Consider the following 15970-nt stretch of genomic DNA (forward strand, 5'->3'; position numbering starts at 1 on the left):
CCCGTAGGTCGGCGTCGTCCGGCGCCGAGGCGGTTCAGTCGGTGTACTTATGGGGGACCTGATGGACCTCGGCACGCACTCGTGGTCCCGTACCCCCGGGGGCCGGAGGGTCGGCGGCGGCGGGGAGGTGTGGGCTCGCCGCCACCGCCGTGCGGCCCGCGTCCGGCCGGGCGGCCGCCGGACCGGTCGGCCGCGCCGCCACCGCCCGGCCAGGGTGCGGGCGCGTGCGGTCGGCCTCACGGTCCGTCGGCCGGGCGCTCCGTGGGCGCCGTACCGGCCGGGTCCGCCGCCGGGGTCAGTTCACCCGCAGCAGCCGGTTGGGCGATCCCGGGCCGGGGTTGGTCACCACACCGGGCGTGGCCGCCGCCACCAGGGCGGAGCCGACGGCGGCGGGCGTACCGGTCGGGTTGCCGCCCAGGTGGAGGGCGGCGGCACCGGCGACGTGCGGTGCCGCCATCGACGTACCGGAGATGGTGTTGGTCGCCGTGTCGCTGGTGTGCCACGCGGAGGTGATGTTCTGGCCGGGGGCGAAGAGATCCAGTACGGCCCCGTAGTTGGAGAAGCTGGAGCGGGCGTCGGTGATGGTGGTCGAGCCGACGGTGAGCGCCTCGGTGACGCGGGCCGGGGAGAAGTTGGCCGCGTTCTGGTTGCTGTTGCCCGCGGCGACCGCGGTGGTCACGCCGGAGGCGATGAGCCGGCGTACAGCGGCGTCGATGGTGCTGTTGGCGCCGCCGCCGAGGCTCAGGTTGGCCACGGCGGGCTTCACGGCGTTGCGGGCGACCCAGTCGACCCCGGCCACGACCCCGGCGATGGTGCCGGAACCGGAGTTGTTGAGCACGCGGACGGCGACGACCCGGGCCCGCTTGGCGACGCCGTACTGGGTTCCGGCGACGGTGCCCGCGACATGGGTGCCGTGGCCGTTGCCGTCCTGGGCGACGTTGTCGTTGTCGACGGCGTCGTAGCCGTTGACCGCCCGGCCGCCGAAGTCGGAGTGGGAGATCCGCACTCCGGTGTCGATGATGTACGCGCTGACACCGGCGCCGGCCGAGTCCGGGTAGTTGTAGCGCTGGTTCAGCGGCAGACTGGGCTGGTCGATCCGGTCAAGGCCCCAGGAGGGCGGATTGACCTGGGTGGCCTGGATGCTGACCGTGCGGTCCTGGGCGACGGTCGCCACCTTGGGGTCGGCGGCGAGTCTCTTCGCCTGGCCCTCGGAGAGGGTGACCGCGTAGCCGTTGAGGGCCTTGGTGTAGGTGCGCTTGATGGTGGCGCCGTACTTGCGGGCCACCTCGCGCCCTTCGGCGGTGGACGAACGCGCCTGGCCGTCCCGGAGGGTGACGATATAGCTGTTCTGGATCGCGCCGGAGGCACCGGCGTCGACGATCCGGCCTTCCACGGCCTCGGGCGCGGCCGTGGCGGGCAGCGCCGTCATCAGTCCGAGGGTGAGAGCGGCGGCCAGGGTGGCGCCGATGGGCGAGAGCTTGCGCCGGGGACGGGCGGCGTCACGCCGTCCGTCGTTCTGCGTCACAGCCATCAGAGGGATCCTCCTCGTCGGTGGTGCGCTGGTGGGGGGTGGTGCGTGTGGTGGATCGTCGTGCGGCTCCACGGATGTTCACACACCCGAAACGTCAGGAGCATGTCAACTCCGTCCGTCAGGATCACACCCTGACGGCAGGACCGGCATTGCACAAGAGGGGCTTGGTCGCGAGCGGTTGACGCGGCCTCCGCCACGGGGTCGCCCGGCTCCCGGAGAATATGGATCACCGCAGGCCGGGGCGGGTGCGATGGAGGGGGCGGGCGGTCCTGTTACAGGCGTGTGGCGATTGTGTGAGCCGCCGGCGGACCGCTTTCCCGGACGGGGCGGGGTCGGGCACCGGGACCCGTCGGTCGCATCCCGGCGGACCGAGCGCGCCGCGGCTGCGGGCCCGACCGGGATGATGGCGGGATGACCCGTCTGCTGACCCGTCGTCATCTGCTGTCCGTACTGGATCCCGCCGAGTGTCTGGCCGCGCTGGAGGAGGGATTCCGGACGGCGGACACCGGCCCGTCGGCGGCCGGGCTGCGGATCCGTACGGAGCTGCCGTTTCCCGGCACCGCGACGGCGCTGCTGCCTGGGGTGCTGCCCGGGGCGGCGGTGTACACCGTCAAGGTGAATGCCAAGTTCCCCGGCGCGGCACCGGCCCTGCGCGGGGTGGTCTGTCTGCACTCCGGGCGGGACGGCGAACTGCTCGCCGTGCTCGACGCGGCGACCCTCACGGCCTGGCGGACCGGGCTGGCGGCGGCCCTGGGCACCCACCTGCTGGCGGCGCCCGACGGGGCGGCCGGGGGGTTCGGTGTGGTGGGGGTGGTGGGCGCGGGCGCCCAGGCGGAGTTGGTCCTGCGCGGTCTGGACGCCGTACGCGGCCGGAGCGGACTCGTCGTCCACGACACGGACCGGGGGCGGGCCGCCGCCTTCGCCGCCCGGCACGGCGGCAGGCGCGGCGGGCGCGTGGTGGAGTCGGCCCGCGCGGTCGCGGCGGAGGCCGATGTCGTCGTCCTGGCGACCTGGTCCCGGACGCCGCTGCTGACCGCCGCCGACATCCGTCCGGGGCAGCATCTGACGTCCCTCGGCGCCGACGAACCCGGCAAGTGCGAACTGGCCGCCGATCTGCTCCGCCGGGCCCGGGTCGTCGTCGACGACCGGGAACTGGCCGCCGCCGCTGGGGCGCTGGGGGCGGTAGGACTGCCCGCCGGGACGGCCGCGGCCACTCTCGGCGAGATCGTCCGAGGAGTGCGTCCCGGCCGGACGGCGGCGGACGACATCACGGTCTACGCCCCCGTGGGCCTGCCCTGGCAGGACCTGGCCCTGGCCCTGCCCGCGTACGAACGAGCCCGGGACCTGGGTATCGGACTGTCGGTGGATTTCCTCTCCTGAGCGAAGCGGCGACCGCCCGGGGCACGCCGCGACGGCGGTTTCCGGCCACGGCCCGACGTAGGGGCCCGGGCGGACTCCCCGGCGGCGCGAACGGACGGCGCGACGCCGGTCCCACCGTCGCCCGACCGCCCGGCCGAGGCGGCCCGACTCCGGGCGCCGTACGCCGGACTCGACGGGATCGCCGCGATGAGCCCCGGCCCGGACCTCCGCGCCACCAGGGGTCGTACGCGTCCATCGGGCTCCGCCGGAACGGGAGCCGCCGGGCCGGAGCGGCACCCGGGCATCACGACGGGATACCCCGGCGCGTCGGCCTCCCGTCGGGGCGGGCCCGCCCCGGTACCGGGGCCGTACCCGAATCACCCGTCAACTCCGTTCGACCCCGCGATGGTTGACCGAGTCGGGTGATCATTTATGTGATCCTGGCATCACCCTCGCGGCGGAACCGTGCGGCATGTTCGGACATCCCCCGGGATGTACGAGGCCCCCGCGGTCATCGGGGGCCTTCGGCACCGCCGAAGACAAGGAGATCCAGCTGTGATCCGAATGTCGCGCGGGCTCACCGCTACCGCCGTGGTCCTCGCGCTGGCCGTGGCCGTTCCGGGGGCGGCGTACGCCGACCCTCCGGAGCCCCCACGACCGTCCACCGCGTCCACCGGGGCAGGGGCCCCGCTTCCCGACGGCTGGCGGATCGCCGCCGAGGGCGGGGAGAGATATCTGGAGTGGCGCTCGGAGCGCCGGGTTCCCGTCGGTGACGCCCGGATCGGCTTCTCCTCGGGTGACCGGCTGATCGGCTACCCCGAGGCCCGGCCCGACGGGCACACCTTCCGGCTGGCCCTCGAAGACGCCCGGGTGGGTCCGGGCGACGATCTGCGGGTGACGGCCGCGGGCCGCCGTCTCGACGCGCCCGCCGCCGGTACGGCGCAGAAGAAGCGGGCCGAGCGGCCCGGCCCGGCTCCGGTACCGGCGCCGGTGAACGAGGTCGACCCGGGCGTCCCGGGGCCGTACGCCACCGCCGGGGGCGAGTACCGGCTGCCGTCCGTACGACTGCCCGGGATACCCGTCCCCGTGGAGATGACCGGTACGGTCGTCGCACCGCGCGGGGCCTCCGGCAAGCGGCCTCTCGCGCTCTTCCTGCACGGGCGGCACGAAACCTGCTACAAGCCCGGCGGCGAGGCGGCGGGCGACTGGCCCTGCGGCCCCGGTGAGCGCCAGGTCCCCAGCCACAAGGGGTATCTGCGGTCCCAGCAACTGCTGGCGTCCCAGGGCTATACGACGGTCTCGATCGACGCGAACGGGATCAACGCCCAGGACCATCTCCTGGAGGACGGCGGGGCGCAGGCCCGTTCGTCGCTGGTCCGGCAGCATCTGGCCCGCTGGGCGGCCTGGGCCGGCAAGCCGTCGACGGCGCCCGGCGCGGTCCGGGCCGGCTCGCCCGCCGATCTCTCCCGGGTACTGCTCGTCGGGCACTCCCGGGGCGGTGAGGGCGTCAACCGGGCGGCGCTCGACAGTCTCCACCGGGCTCCCGCCGACCAGGACGGCTACGACGGCCCGGTGCGCTGGACGATCCGCGGCACCGTACTGATCGGCCCGACGGTCTTCGCCCAGAACCCGGCACCCGACGTGCCGTCGGCGACCATCCTGCCGGGCTGCGACGGCGACGTCTCCGACCTCCAGGGCCAGCAGTATCTCGACGCGGTCCGCGGGGTCGGCCGGGGTACGGCGCTCAACAGCGCGATCTACATGGTCGGCGCCAACCACAACTACTTCAACAGCGAGTGGACCCCGGGTCAGGCCGAGGCGCCCGCCCAGGACGATTTCTGGCCCGACCCGGACCGGCCCGATCCCCTCTGCGAGGCCGGTGCTCCGACCCGGCTCACCGCCGACCAGCAGCAGCGCGCCGGGGCCACGTACATCGCGGCCGCCGCCCGGCTCTTCGTCGGCGGTGACGACCGGGTCCGCCCGCTGCTCGACGGTACGGGGCGCCGCGCGCCGTCCGCCGGGCCGGTACGGGTGCTCACCCATGCCGTCGGCGGTCACCGTACGCCCCTCCTGCGGCCCGGCGCCGGACTGAAGGTGACCGGCGGACGGCTCTGCGACCAGGTGGCCCGGGAGAAGCCGACGAGCTGTCTCCCGCTGGAGGACATCCTCCGCACACCGCATTTCGCGTTCTGGCATACCGGTGAGGAGGCGGACCGCAAGGCGGTGACGGCCCGGTGGACCGCACCGGGCACACCGATCCGGTTCCGTCCCGCCCGGCCGGTGTCGGCCGGGGACTCCCGGGCACTGGCGCTGCGGGTCGCCGTACCGCCCAACAGCTCCGGTACCCGGTTCGACGTCGCGGTCACCGACGTGTCGGGGCGGCGGGCGGTGCTCGGTACCGTCACGCTCGACGGGCTGCCGGGCACCGACCGGACCGCGTCCCGCTGGGCGCAGGAGGTCCGGGTGGGACTGGCCGCCGCGCACCGTGCCGGGGTCGATCCGAAGCGGCTGGCGGAGATCGAGCTGACGCCGCGCAGCCGCTCCGGCGAGCTGCTGCTGATCGACGCCTGGGGCTGGCGCCCGGGTACGCCGGAGGTCCGGGCGACCGCGATGCCGCGGATCGACATCGGCAGGGCGGTCGTGAAGGAGGGCGACTCCGGCGAGCGGACGTACCGCTATCCGATCCGGGTCTCCGGCAAGGGCACCGGCCGGGTCTGGCTCTACCTGCGCGACGAGACGACCAACGTGACCCGGGCCCGGCTGCTGACGCTCCGGCCCGGGGCGTCACCGGTGGACGTGACCGTGACCGTCCGGGGCAATACCCGGTACTCGTACGACAACACCCGCGAGGTCTTCGCGAAGGCGGCCCGCGGCGCGGTCGTCGGCGCCGACTACGGCGGGGTGACCGTCACCAACGATGATCCGATGCCGCGGTTCTCGGCCCGGCCGGTCGCGGCCGATGTCACCGAGGGGGCGCCGCTGACCTGGCGGGTCTCCGTCTCGGAGGCGGCGGACGTCGAACTGTGGGAGGCCAGGTTCGCGGTCCTGCCGGCGACCGGGAGCCCGGAGGTGTCGACGGCGGACGTGGGCGCCGCCTGGCTGGAGGAGAACTTCCAGGCCGGGCAGACGCCCGAGGTGCCGCTGTCGTCCCTGGGGCCCGAGCCGTCCCTCCCGGTCGGGATCCCGGCGGGCCGGACGAGTGTCGACGTCGCGATCCCGACGGAGTCCGACGGGCGGGCCGAGCCGGTGGAGTCGCTGAGGCTCCGGTTCGACACCGGTGAGGGAACCGGGGACGGGCCGGTCTTCACCGGCACCCTGCGGGACGCCTCCTGAGGCCAGGCGCGGGCCGGGGTCCCCGGCCCGCGCCCGATCCCGTACGGCTCCGTCCGCCCGATACGGCGCCGCGCCCGTACGACTCCTTCCGCCCGTACGCTTCGTTCCGCCGGTACGGGGCTTCGCCCGTCGGCGCCCGCGCCCCGCACGGGATTCGGCTCCGGGACCTGCCGCCCACCGTGTTCACCGGGAGGACGGGGTTCCGGGCCGTCACCGGCTCCGGTGTACCGGGCCGGATGAGGGAGCGGGCCCGCGCCTCCACGGGCGGGCCCACGCGCCGGGTACGCCCCCGCTCCGGGACCCGGCACGTCCCGAGGGGGGCGGGCCCGGAGCGGACTCCGGACCCGCCTCCTGCCCGGTCAGCCCGCCGTCGCCGGCGCCGGGGCGTACCCCGTGGGACGGGCCGTGAAAGTGCCCCGGCCCCGGGTGCGGCCGCGCAGCCGGGTCGCGTAGCCGAACATCTCCGCCAGGGGCACGGTCGCCGTGACGACCGAGGTGCCGCCCCGGGCGGTGGACCCGGTGATCCGGCCCCGGCGGGCCGCGAGATCGCCGAGGACCGGGCCGACCGCGTCGTCCGGCACGGTGACCGTGACCTCCGCGACCGGCTCCAGCAGCGCCAGCCCGGCCGCCCGCAGCGCCGCGCGCAGGGCGAACCGGCCCGCCGCCCGGAACGCGAGCTCCGAGGAGTCCTTCGGGTGGGTCGCCCCGTCGGTGAGGACCACCCGCAGCCCGGTCACCGGATGACCCCCGAGGGGACCGTCGGCGAGGGCGTCGCGGCAGCCCGCCTCGACCGCGCGGACGTACTCCTTCGGCACCCGGCCGCCGGTGACGACGGAGGTGAACACCAGCGGATCGCCGCCGTCGCCGCCGGGCGGGTCCAGCGGCTCCACGTCGATGACGACATGGGCGTACTGTCCCGCGCCGCCGTCCTGTTTCACATGGCGGTGGACCAGTCCGCGGACGCCCCGGACCACGGTCTCCCGGTACGCGACCCGGGGCCGCCCGACCGTGATCTCCAGGCCCTGCTCGCGGCGGATCCGTTCCGCGGCCACCTCCAGGTGCAGTTCGCCCATCCCCGACAGCACGGTCTGCCCGGTCTCCGGGTCGGTCCGCACGGTCAGGGACGGATCCTCGTCGGCCAGCCGCGCCAGGGCGACGGCGAGCCGTTCGGTGTCGAGGGCGCGCCGGGCCTCGACGGCCGCGGACACCACCGGCTCCGGCACCCCGGGCGGCTCCAGCACCAGCGGCGCCGCCGGGGCGCACAGGGTCGCCCCGGCCCGGGCCGCCTTGACGCCGACGACCGCGACGATGTCCCCGGCGACCGCCCGATCGGTGTCGGTGTGCCGGTCGGCGCGGACCCGCAGGATCCGGCCGATCCGCTCGGTCCGCCGGGCACCCGCGTCGAGCACGGTGTCGCCGCGGCCGATCGTGCCCGAGTACACCCGCAGGAACGTCAGCCGCCCGGTGGGGCCGGCCGTCACCTTGAACACGAGTCCGGCGAACGGCTCCGCCGGGTCCGGGGCCCGCAGCTCCCCGCCGTCCGGACCGCCCGGGGCCGTGCCCCGTACCGGCGGTACGGCGAGCGGCGACGGCAGCCACTCCACCACGGCCGCCAGCAGGGGCTCGATCCCGATGTCCCGGTAGGCCGAGCCGCACAGCACGGCCACCGCCGTGCCGTCGAGGGTCAGCTCCCGGACAGCGGTGGTCAGCGTTCCGGCGGTGACGGTGCCGTCGGTGTGGAGCTCCTCCAGCGCGCCCAGGTGCAGTTCGGCGACGGCCTCGGCCAGTGCCGCGCGACGGTGGGCCGCCTCGTCGGCGAGCGCGGCGGGAACCGGCCCCTCGACGACCTGGCCGTCGCCGGACGTCCAGGTCAGGGCCCGCATCCGCAGCAGGTCGACCACGCCGGTGAAGCCGTTCTCGTGGCCGATGGGGAGCTGGACGACGAGCGGTACGGTGCCCAGCCGGTCGCGGATCGCGGCGGCCGTGGCGTCGAGGTCGGCGCCCGCCCGGTCCATCTTGTTGACGAACGCGAGCCTCGGGACGCCGTACCGGTCCGCCTGTCGCCAGACCGACTCGGACTGCGGCTCGACCCCGGCGACCGCGTCGAAGACCGCGACGGCGCCGTCGAGCACCCGGAGGGAGCGTTCGACCTCGTCGGCGAAGTCGACATGGCCGGGGGTGTCGATGAGGTTGATCCGGTGGCCGTCCCAGTCGCAGCTCACGGCGGCGGCGAAGACGGTGATGCCCCGGTCCCGCTCCTGCGGGTCGAAGTCGGTGACGGTGGTGCCGTCGTGGACCTCGCCGCGTTTGTGGGTGGTACCTACCGGTCAGATAGAGGATCCGCTCGGTGACGGTGGTCTTGCCCGCGTCCACATGGGCGAGGATGCCCAGATTGCGGACGGTGGTGCCGGTACGGGTGAGGTCGTTGCGCACGGCCCTCGGCCTTTCGAGAGATATCGAACGGGGCGGCGCGATGCTCCGGCGGTACGTACGGGCCCGGTCGGTACGGGCGGTCCGCGCCCCGGCCGCCGGCGGACCGGGCACGGCGTCGGGACGCGTGCGGCGGGCGGGCCGGAGCAGGGGGGCGGGGTGGTACGGAACGTCGGAGGGTCCGGTGGCGGGCGCGCAGCCGTCACCGGCCGGACGAGGACACCGGGATCACGTCGTACCGGGGGCGGGGGGTGCGGCGGCGGTCGTCGTGACGCGTCATCGTCCGCTCCCCCTTCTCGTCTCCACGGCTCGGCGCCGGTACCGCGGGTCCCCACAGGGTCCCCGGCGGCGGCCGTCGCGCCGCCGGCCCGTTGCCGGCGTGCGGGGCGAGTTCAATGAGCGGGCCGGGGCCGGGGACAACCGCTTTTCCGCGGTGTCCCCGGCCCCGGCTCGTGGGCGGCGGGCCCGGTGGCCCGGCCGGACCGCGTGGTGTCGCGATCGGCCGGGCCGGGGCCGTGGCAGGGGCCGGACGGGGGTGCGGCCCGGCCCGGGCCGGTCAGTAGGGGCCGAAGACGTTGTCGATGGAGCCGTAGCGGTCGGCGGCGTAGTTGGCGGCGGCGACGATGTTGGCGACCGGGTGGAACGGGTCGTTGGGGGTACCCGGCACCCAGTAGGCGCGGAACGTCGGGTCGATCACCTGGAGCAGCCCCTTCGAGGGCGTTCCGTTGATCGCGTTGATGTCCCAGTTGTTGATCGCCAGCGGGTTGCCGCTGGACTCGCGGAGGATGTTGCGGTGCAGCCCCTCGTACGTACCGGGGATGCCGTTCAGCCGCATCACGTCGAGCGACTCCAGGATCCAGCCGTTGAGGTTGTTCGGATACGAGACGGCGGCGGCCTGCGGGGCGGGAGCGGCGGCGGCCGGGGCGGCGGTCGCGGTACCGGGGACGAGGGCGAGCGTGACGGCCAGGGTGCCCGCGGCCGTGAGCCCACCGGCCCAGGCCCGACGGGTCGCGGACCGGCCACGGCGCGGCTGCGTACGGAAAACGGACATGCTGAGGTAACCCTTCAGACGGGAGCACCGCACACGGGGACGGGAGCCGTGAACGACTCCGGGTGGCGGCGTGGAGGGATTCTTAGCGTTGGCGGGGAGATATGACAACGCCGGGCTGCTAACCCGGATAGTGGATCTCCGTCCGGTCCACCGGCCCCCTCCCACCCCGCGCCGGGGGCCGGAACCGCGATGCCACCACTAAGCACCTTCGTATGTGATGTGCGTCCCACGAAGGAATATCCAGGCGACATGCGAAATATTCCGCTAGATGTCCGGAATGCACTTCAGGGCCGCGAGCCCCCTTTTCGAGTCCGGGCGCCACGAACAGACAAAAAGGGCATAAGTTGACAGAGATGAAGATATGCATTGATATCTAAGAAAATGATGTCTGCCCGGTAGGGCCGAACGCCTTGAGGTCACCCGGTGCGCGCCACGGGCCCGGACACTGCGGACTCGGCACGTCGCCCGCCTCGCCGCACATCCGGACGAGGATCGGCCGAGGGACCTACCCCCGTAAGGCCCCTCGACCGCAATCACGCCCCGGCGGGCGGCTGTTGAGGCCCGGACGGCATATGCGTGATCGTGGACATACAAAGGGTTGCGCCGGGAGATTGCAAGCGACAAGGTATGCACTGTCCGCAGATTGCGGAGACTGCCGGAGAGGGGTGTCCGTCCGTGGCACGGGAGCGTTCCGGCCGGACCCTCGCACATCTCGTGCTGGCCACCCGGCTCAGGATCCTGCGCGAGGCGGCGGGGCTCTCCCGGGAGGCGGCGGCCGAGGCGCTCGGCGCCCATCCCGCCACGGTCCGCCGGATCGAACAGGCCCAGACATCTCTCGATCCCGGGCAGGTCAGAACCCTGTTGACGGCGTACGGCTCGGCTCCCGCCGAGGTCGAGGAGACCCTCGGAAAGCTGACCGCGGCCAACCGGCCCGGCTGGTGGCATCCCTGGCGGGCCGTCATGGAGCCCTGGCAGTTCGATCTGATGAGTGTGGAGTCGGCGGCCAGCATCGTCCGCAGCTGGGATCCCGTCCTCGTGCCGGCCCTGCTGCGCACCCCGGCCTACGCCCGCGCCCTCGACGACGTACTCCGCCCCGATCTGTCGCCCGCCGAACGGGAGCGCCGCGCCGAACTCCTCGCCGAGCGCCGCGAACGGCTGCGCGAGCGGCGGACCCGGGTCTGGGCGCTGATGTCCGCCGCGGGGCTGCGGACCGTGGTCGGCGGCCGTGAGGTGATGGCCGAGCAGATCGACGCCTTGCGCGCCGCCGCCGAACAGTCGTACGTGACCCTTCAGATCCACCCCGTCGACAGTCCGCCGCACGCCCTGACGGGTATCCCCGCCCTCACCTTCTTCCGGGTCGACGTGCCGGGGATACCCGACCACGTGGTCCGGGAGGGCGGGCTCGCCGGCGCCGCCGACGTCTGGGACGCCGACACCACCGTGACGGCGTACCGGCGGCTCCTCGACTACTCCTGCGCGACCGCGCTCCATCCCGATATGTCGAAAGAGGCCCTGGAATGACCGAACCCACCGAACTTCCGCCCAGGATCGACAAGTCCGTCGCCCACAGCGCCCGGGTCTGGAACTACTGGCTCGGCGGCAAGGACTGGTTCGACGCCGACAAGTCCGCAGGGGACGCCTACCGCGCCAAGTACCCGCTGATCGAGCCGTTCGCGCAGGAGTCCCGCGGCTTCCTGGTCCGTACGGTGAGCTGGCTGGCCCGGGAGGCCGGGGTCCGGCAGTTCCTGGACGTGGGCGCCGGGCTGCCGACCGCCAACAACACCCATGAGGTGGCCCAGCGGATCGCGCCCGAGTCCCGGGTGGTCTATGTCGACCACGACCCGCTGGTGCTGCTGCACGTCCACGCGATGGGCGAGAGCACCCACGAGGGCGCCATGGACTACGTCCTCGCGGATATGAGGGACACGGACGCCGTACTGGCGGGAGCCGCCCGGACGCTCGACCTCGACGAGCCCGTCGCCCTGGTCATCAATGACGTACTGGGGCACATCGTGGAGTGGCCCGACGCGCTCGGCCTGGTCCGCCGGCTGGTGGACCGGCTGCCTTCGGGGAGCTACCTCTCCCTCAGCCACTCCACCGCGTCCGACGAGGAGCACCGCGCGGTGCAGGAGGAGTACAACACCTCCGGGGCCATCCCCTACATCTTCCGCGGGCCGGAGGTCACCCGGGCCTTCTTCGACGGCCTCGACCTGGTCGAACCCGGCTTCGTGTGCTGGCCGGACTGGCGGCCCGACGCCACCACCGGACGGCTGACCGAGCGCGCCGGGTGGGGCGGCGTGGCCCGGATCCGGTGACCGCGAGAGGCTCGGGCCGGGCGCGGCCCGCATCCGCGCCCGGCCCTCGGCCGGTCGACCCCCGGGACCATCTGGCGGTACGACGGCTCACCCATGCCGCGACCCATTCGGCGGCGCTGCTGATCGCCGAGGCGGCGGTACTGGCCGAGGGCTGGGCCGTTCTGGTGGACCCGGTGGCGGGTCCCGTCCACAGCGCGCCGCCCGGCGCCGGGCCCTCGGGGGCGCGGGCCGCGGCCTCCCCCCAGACCTACCCTCAGCTGACCGTCCATCATGTCGCGGGCGGTGTGCTGGTGCTCGGACCCGGCCGGACGACGTCGTCGGAGCGCGCGGCCCTGATCGCCCGGACCACCGCGGATCTGCTGCGGGTTCGGGCCCGGCGGGCGGACGAGACCAGCCGGGCCGAGCAGCGGCTGCACACCGCGATACTCCGGCTGCTGCTGGCCGGGGAGCACCGGCTCGCCCTCGATGTGCTCGGCGGCACCACCGCCACCCACGCCACGCTGTACCGGCTCACGGGGCACGCCGCGCCGGTCGCCCATCAGGCGCTGTGGCGGGCGGCCCGGCCGGGCACGGCCGACCCCCGGGTCCTGATCTGTCTGGAGCGGGGCGAACTGGTGGTGCTCGCCCTCCACGACGGCGGTACCGAACTCGCCGGGCGCCACCCGGCCCATCCGCTGATCGCCGGGGTCGCGGAGCGGCACCGGCTGACGGGCGCCTCGGCCGCGCCCGTACCGCTCGACATGGTCCCGGCGGCCTGGACGGAGGCCGGGCCCCCGGCGCAGGGACCGGCCGGGGACCGGCTGGGTTCCGCAGTCGGCCTGGGGGCGGGCGAACTCCTCCGGGTGATCCCCGCCGACCGGCTCGCCGACTGGGCCTCGGCGGTGCTCCGGCCCCTCGGCCCCGAACGGCGCCGGATCCTGGAGTGCCGGCTGCGGACCGGGTCGGCACTGGCGGCGGCGGGGGCGCTCGGTCTTTCGGAGGGCACGGTACGGTCCCGGCTGCGGGCGGTCGGCACGCTGCTGGCGGTCGACCTCGACGATCCGACCACACAGGCCCGGCTGCTGCTGGCGCTGCGGGCGCCGTCCGTTTCCTCCCCGGTGCCCGGGGCCGGACCGGTGGCCGCTCCCGGCATGCCGCCGCGGCCCGCGGTGCCCACGGCACTGCTCGCCCCGGCCGAGGCCCGGAGCTGGGCCGCCGACGTACTGGAGCCGCTCGACACCCGGCTGCGGATAGCGCTCCGGCAGTGGCTGCTGCGTAGGGGCAGGACCGCGCCCGCCGCCGCGGCGCTCGGGGTGCACCGCAGCACCCTGACGGCCTGGCTGACGGAGTGCGGCGGGCTGCTGGGGGTGGATCTGTCGTCCGCGACGGTACGGTCCGAACTCCATCTGGCGCTGGAGACGGCGGCGGGCCCCGGCGACGACGCGCCGGCGCTTCCGCGCCGAGGCGGCCGCACCTATCGCGCGCCGCGCCTCTGAAGTGCCGCCCCGCTTCGCGCGAGGGCAGGGCGCTGCGTCCCCCGGCCGTCCGCCCACGACCGCCCGCCGTGGCCGGTCGCGCAGTTCCCCGCGCCCCTGAAGCCCCTGGTGCCGCCGTCCCTGAGAGGGCGTCGCCTCTCCGCCGAAGCCGACACGACGCGGCCCCGGCTGACCGCACCGGAGGGGAACCGGACGCGGACCGGAGGGGAACCGGAGGGGAACCGGAGGGGAACCGGAGCGGAATCGATACTGCTTGCGCCGAGAGAGTGCTCGTTCGGTCCGCGGGGACTCGGTTCGGGGCCCGCCGGGGATGTCCACGGTCCCGAACGCCCCTCACATGGGAGGAATCCATGACCGTCCGCGCGCCCCTGATCGCCCTGCTCTCCGCCGCGACCCTCGCGCTGACCGTGACCGCCGCCGCGCCACCGCCCCAGGAGCAGCCGGGCGAGGCCGCGCCAGAGCTCCAGGTACCGCTCGATCACAACGGCTTCACGGGGCCGATCGTGACCGTCCCGGCCAAGGGCACCGTCGACACGTTCGTGCCCTGTCCCTCGGGGACCGTGCCCAGTGGCGGCGGGGGCGGGGTGACGGGGCAGGGGTCGTTCATCTCCGGCTCCGCCGCCTCCGGCAACGGCTGGGCCCTCAAGGCCAGCAACATCACCGACGTCGCCAAGCAGGCCGCCGCCTATGTGGTCTGCACGGCGGCCACGCATACCCGGATCACCGGCGCCCGGGTCTCCGTACCGGGTGGCGGGAACGCGACGGCCTTCGCCGACTGCCCCTCGGGCTGGCGGCCCTCCGGCGGCGGATTCGTCACCAACGAGCCGTTCCTGTCGGCCAGCCGGATGGACATCGACACCAACGGCCGCTGGCGGGTCGATCTGGCCAACAACGACGGTCCCGCGCACAGCGCGAGCGCGTTCGTCGTCTGTACCACCGTCCCGGTGACGGTCCGGCAGACCAGTATCGTGCTGGACTCCGGTGAGCAGGACCATGTCACCGCGGTCTGTCTGCCGGGACAGCGGATCACCGGCGGCGGCGCGCACGCGCCGAACTCCGGTACCGGGGTGCCGCCGCAGCCCGGCGTGGCCATCAACACCAACCGGGGTCTGCCCGAGCCCACCGGCTGGGGCGTCCACGCCAAGAACCACACCGACCGGCCCCAGGAGCTCTTCATCCAGGCGTACTGCACCACGTCCTGACCCCCGTCCAGGACACCGGTCCGGACACCGCGCGCCCCCTCCCCCGCCGGGAGGGGGGGCGCCCGCGCGTGCGGCCGGCGGTTCAGCGGTCGGCGGGCCGGGCCGCCAGCGCGTCGGCGGAGACGAAGCGGTAGTCGCGGGCCAGCAGCCCCTCGATCACCCCGGGCAGCGCCTGGACGCTCTGCCGCCGGTCGCCGCCGCCGTCGTGCATCAGGATCATGGAGCCCGGCCGGACGTGTTCGAGCACCGTACTGGTGATCTTCTCGGGCCCGGGTCTCGCCCAGTCCCAGGAGTCGACGTCCCAGAGCGCGAGGGCCGGTCCGCCCGCGAGGAGTTCGGCGAGCGATTCGGGGGTCCGGCAGCCGTACGGGGGCCGGAAGACCGTCGGTACGAAGCCCACGGCCCGTTCGACGGCCTCGCCGGTCCGGTCGAGCTGGATCCGGAACTGGCGGGCGGTCAGATCCGGCAGGAACGGATGCGACCAGGTGTGGTTGCCCAGGCTGTGGCCGGCGTCGACGATCCGCCGCACCTCGTCGGGGAGGGCGGCGACATGGAGTCCGACGCAGAAGAACGTGGCGGATACCCCGTAGCGGGCCAGGATCGCCAGCACCTCCCCGGTGAGGACGGGGTCCGGGCCGTCGTCGAAGGTGAGGGCGATCTCCCGGCGGTCGCGCGGGCCGTGCCGGAAGCAGCGGCCCCGCCGGGTGAGTTCGGCCTCGGCACCGGCACCGCGCCGGATCCCGTCGTGGTAGTCGTCGTCGCGGCCGGTCTGCCCGCCGCCCTCGGCGGTCAGCGGCGACAGCGACATCAGGTCGCGGCGGGCCCGGTCGGCGAGGGTCCGGGCCGGTACGGAGCCGAATTCGGGCCGGTCGGGCAGTACCCAGGGGTCGGCGCGGCGGACGTCGAGCCCGGCGGCCGTCAGTGAGCCGTCGACCAGTCCGTTGGTGCTGTCCACGACGACGGCGCACGGCTCGGCCGAGTGCCGGACAATCCGCTCCAGCCAGGCCGTCAGCTCGGGCACCCGGTCGGCGCTCCAGTGCGTGGGGGCGAGGGCGCGTACCCCCGCGTCGTCGACGATCTCCACGTCATAGCCTTCGGCGGACCAGGCGATTCCCGCGTACAGCATGGTGGGTCCCTTCCTTCTCGCTCGCCCGGGCGCGTCGGGGCGCCCGGGTGGGGGCCGGGGGGTGGGCGGGGTCGCGCCGGGGCCGGGCCGCCGGGGCCGTCCGGCCGAGATCGTCGGCGGGTACGGCGGGTACGACGGGTACGGCACG

At 74.6% G+C, this 15970-nt stretch carries 9 protein-coding genes and 1 pseudogene; 6 read left to right on the plus strand and 4 right to left on the minus strand.

What is annotated here, in order from left to right; all coding sequences use genetic code 11:
- Positions 1-295 precede the first annotated feature (295 nt).
- Complete coding sequence (locus ABZ714_RS31765; protein ID WP_358828821.1) at positions 296-1531, minus strand: S8 family peptidase; 1236 nt, start codon at positions 1529-1531, stop codon at positions 296-298.
- A gap of 411 nt (positions 1532-1942) precedes the next feature.
- Between ABZ714_RS31765 and ABZ714_RS31770 the strand changes: the two genes are divergently transcribed.
- Complete coding sequence (locus tag ABZ714_RS31770) at positions 1943-2911, plus strand: ornithine cyclodeaminase family protein (RefSeq protein WP_358828822.1); 969 nt, start codon at positions 1943-1945, stop codon at positions 2909-2911.
- Positions 2912-3454: 543 nt separating this feature from the next.
- Positions 3455-6223, plus strand: a complete 2769-nt coding sequence (locus ABZ714_RS31775; RefSeq protein WP_358828834.1) for a hypothetical protein — start codon at positions 3455-3457, stop codon at positions 6221-6223.
- A 359-nt stretch (positions 6224-6582) separates the two neighbouring features.
- On the opposite strand, the pseudogene fusA reads toward ABZ714_RS31775, so the two are convergent.
- Positions 6583-8656 (minus strand): annotated as a pseudogene (fusA, locus tag ABZ714_RS31780) (elongation factor G).
- A 553-nt stretch (positions 8657-9209) separates the two neighbouring features.
- A complete protein-coding gene (locus ABZ714_RS31785; RefSeq protein ID WP_358828823.1) occupies positions 9210-9704 on the minus strand; it encodes a transglycosylase SLT domain-containing protein in 495 nt (164 codons plus the stop codon).
- A 675-nt stretch (positions 9705-10379) separates the two neighbouring features.
- Here ABZ714_RS31785 and ABZ714_RS31790 point away from each other — a divergent pair.
- From ABZ714_RS31790 to ABZ714_RS31805, 4 genes are all read left to right on the plus strand, one after another.
- The gene (locus ABZ714_RS31790; protein WP_358828824.1) at positions 10380-11225 is read left to right on the plus strand and encodes a helix-turn-helix transcriptional regulator; all 846 of its coding nucleotides are present in this window, start codon (positions 10380-10382) and stop codon (positions 11223-11225) included.
- Positions 11222-12019, plus strand: a complete 798-nt coding sequence (locus ABZ714_RS31795) for an SAM-dependent methyltransferase (protein ID WP_358828825.1) — start codon at positions 11222-11224, stop codon at positions 12017-12019. The genes ABZ714_RS31790 and ABZ714_RS31795 overlap by 4 nt, the downstream gene beginning before the upstream one ends.
- Positions 12016-13494: a helix-turn-helix domain-containing protein gene (locus tag ABZ714_RS31800; protein ID WP_358828826.1), complete on the plus strand. Its 1479-nt coding sequence runs from the start codon at positions 12016-12018 to the stop codon at positions 13492-13494. Before ABZ714_RS31795 ends, ABZ714_RS31800 begins: the two co-directional genes overlap by 4 nt.
- Before the next feature lie 350 nt (positions 13495-13844).
- Positions 13845-14696, plus strand: a complete 852-nt coding sequence (locus ABZ714_RS31805) for a hypothetical protein (protein ID WP_358828827.1) — start codon at positions 13845-13847, stop codon at positions 14694-14696.
- Between the two features lie 82 nt (positions 14697-14778).
- On the opposite strand, the gene ABZ714_RS31810 is transcribed toward ABZ714_RS31805, so the two are convergent.
- Positions 14779-15822: a polysaccharide deacetylase family protein gene (locus tag ABZ714_RS31810; RefSeq protein WP_358828828.1), complete on the minus strand. Its 1044-nt coding sequence runs from the start codon at positions 15820-15822 to the stop codon at positions 14779-14781.
- Positions 15823-15970 lie beyond the last annotated feature (148 nt).

This window comes from Streptomyces sp. NPDC006798, from assembly GCF_040635975.1.
GTDB lineage: Bacteria > Actinomycetota > Actinomycetes > Streptomycetales > Streptomycetaceae > Streptomyces.

Coding starts and splice junctions, on each gene's coding strand:
- ABZ714_RS31765 (WP_358828821.1), bottom strand. CDS start 1,531: ATGGCTGTGACGCAGAACGACGGACGGCGTGACGCCGCCCGTCCCCGG.
- ABZ714_RS31770 (WP_358828822.1), top strand. CDS start 1,943: ATGACCCGTCTGCTGACCCGTCGTCATCTGCTGTCCGTACTGGATCCC.
- ABZ714_RS31775 (WP_358828834.1), top strand. CDS start 3,455: ATGTCGCGCGGGCTCACCGCTACCGCCGTGGTCCTCGCGCTGGCCGTG.
- ABZ714_RS31785 (WP_358828823.1), bottom strand. CDS start 9,704: ATGTCCGTTTTCCGTACGCAGCCGCGCCGTGGCCGGTCCGCGACCCGT.
- ABZ714_RS31795 (WP_358828825.1), top strand. CDS start 11,222: ATGACCGAACCCACCGAACTTCCGCCCAGGATCGACAAGTCCGTCGCC.
- ABZ714_RS31805 (WP_358828827.1), top strand. CDS start 13,845: ATGACCGTCCGCGCGCCCCTGATCGCCCTGCTCTCCGCCGCGACCCTC.
- ABZ714_RS31810 (WP_358828828.1), bottom strand. CDS start 15,822: ATGCTGTACGCGGGAATCGCCTGGTCCGCCGAAGGCTATGACGTGGAG.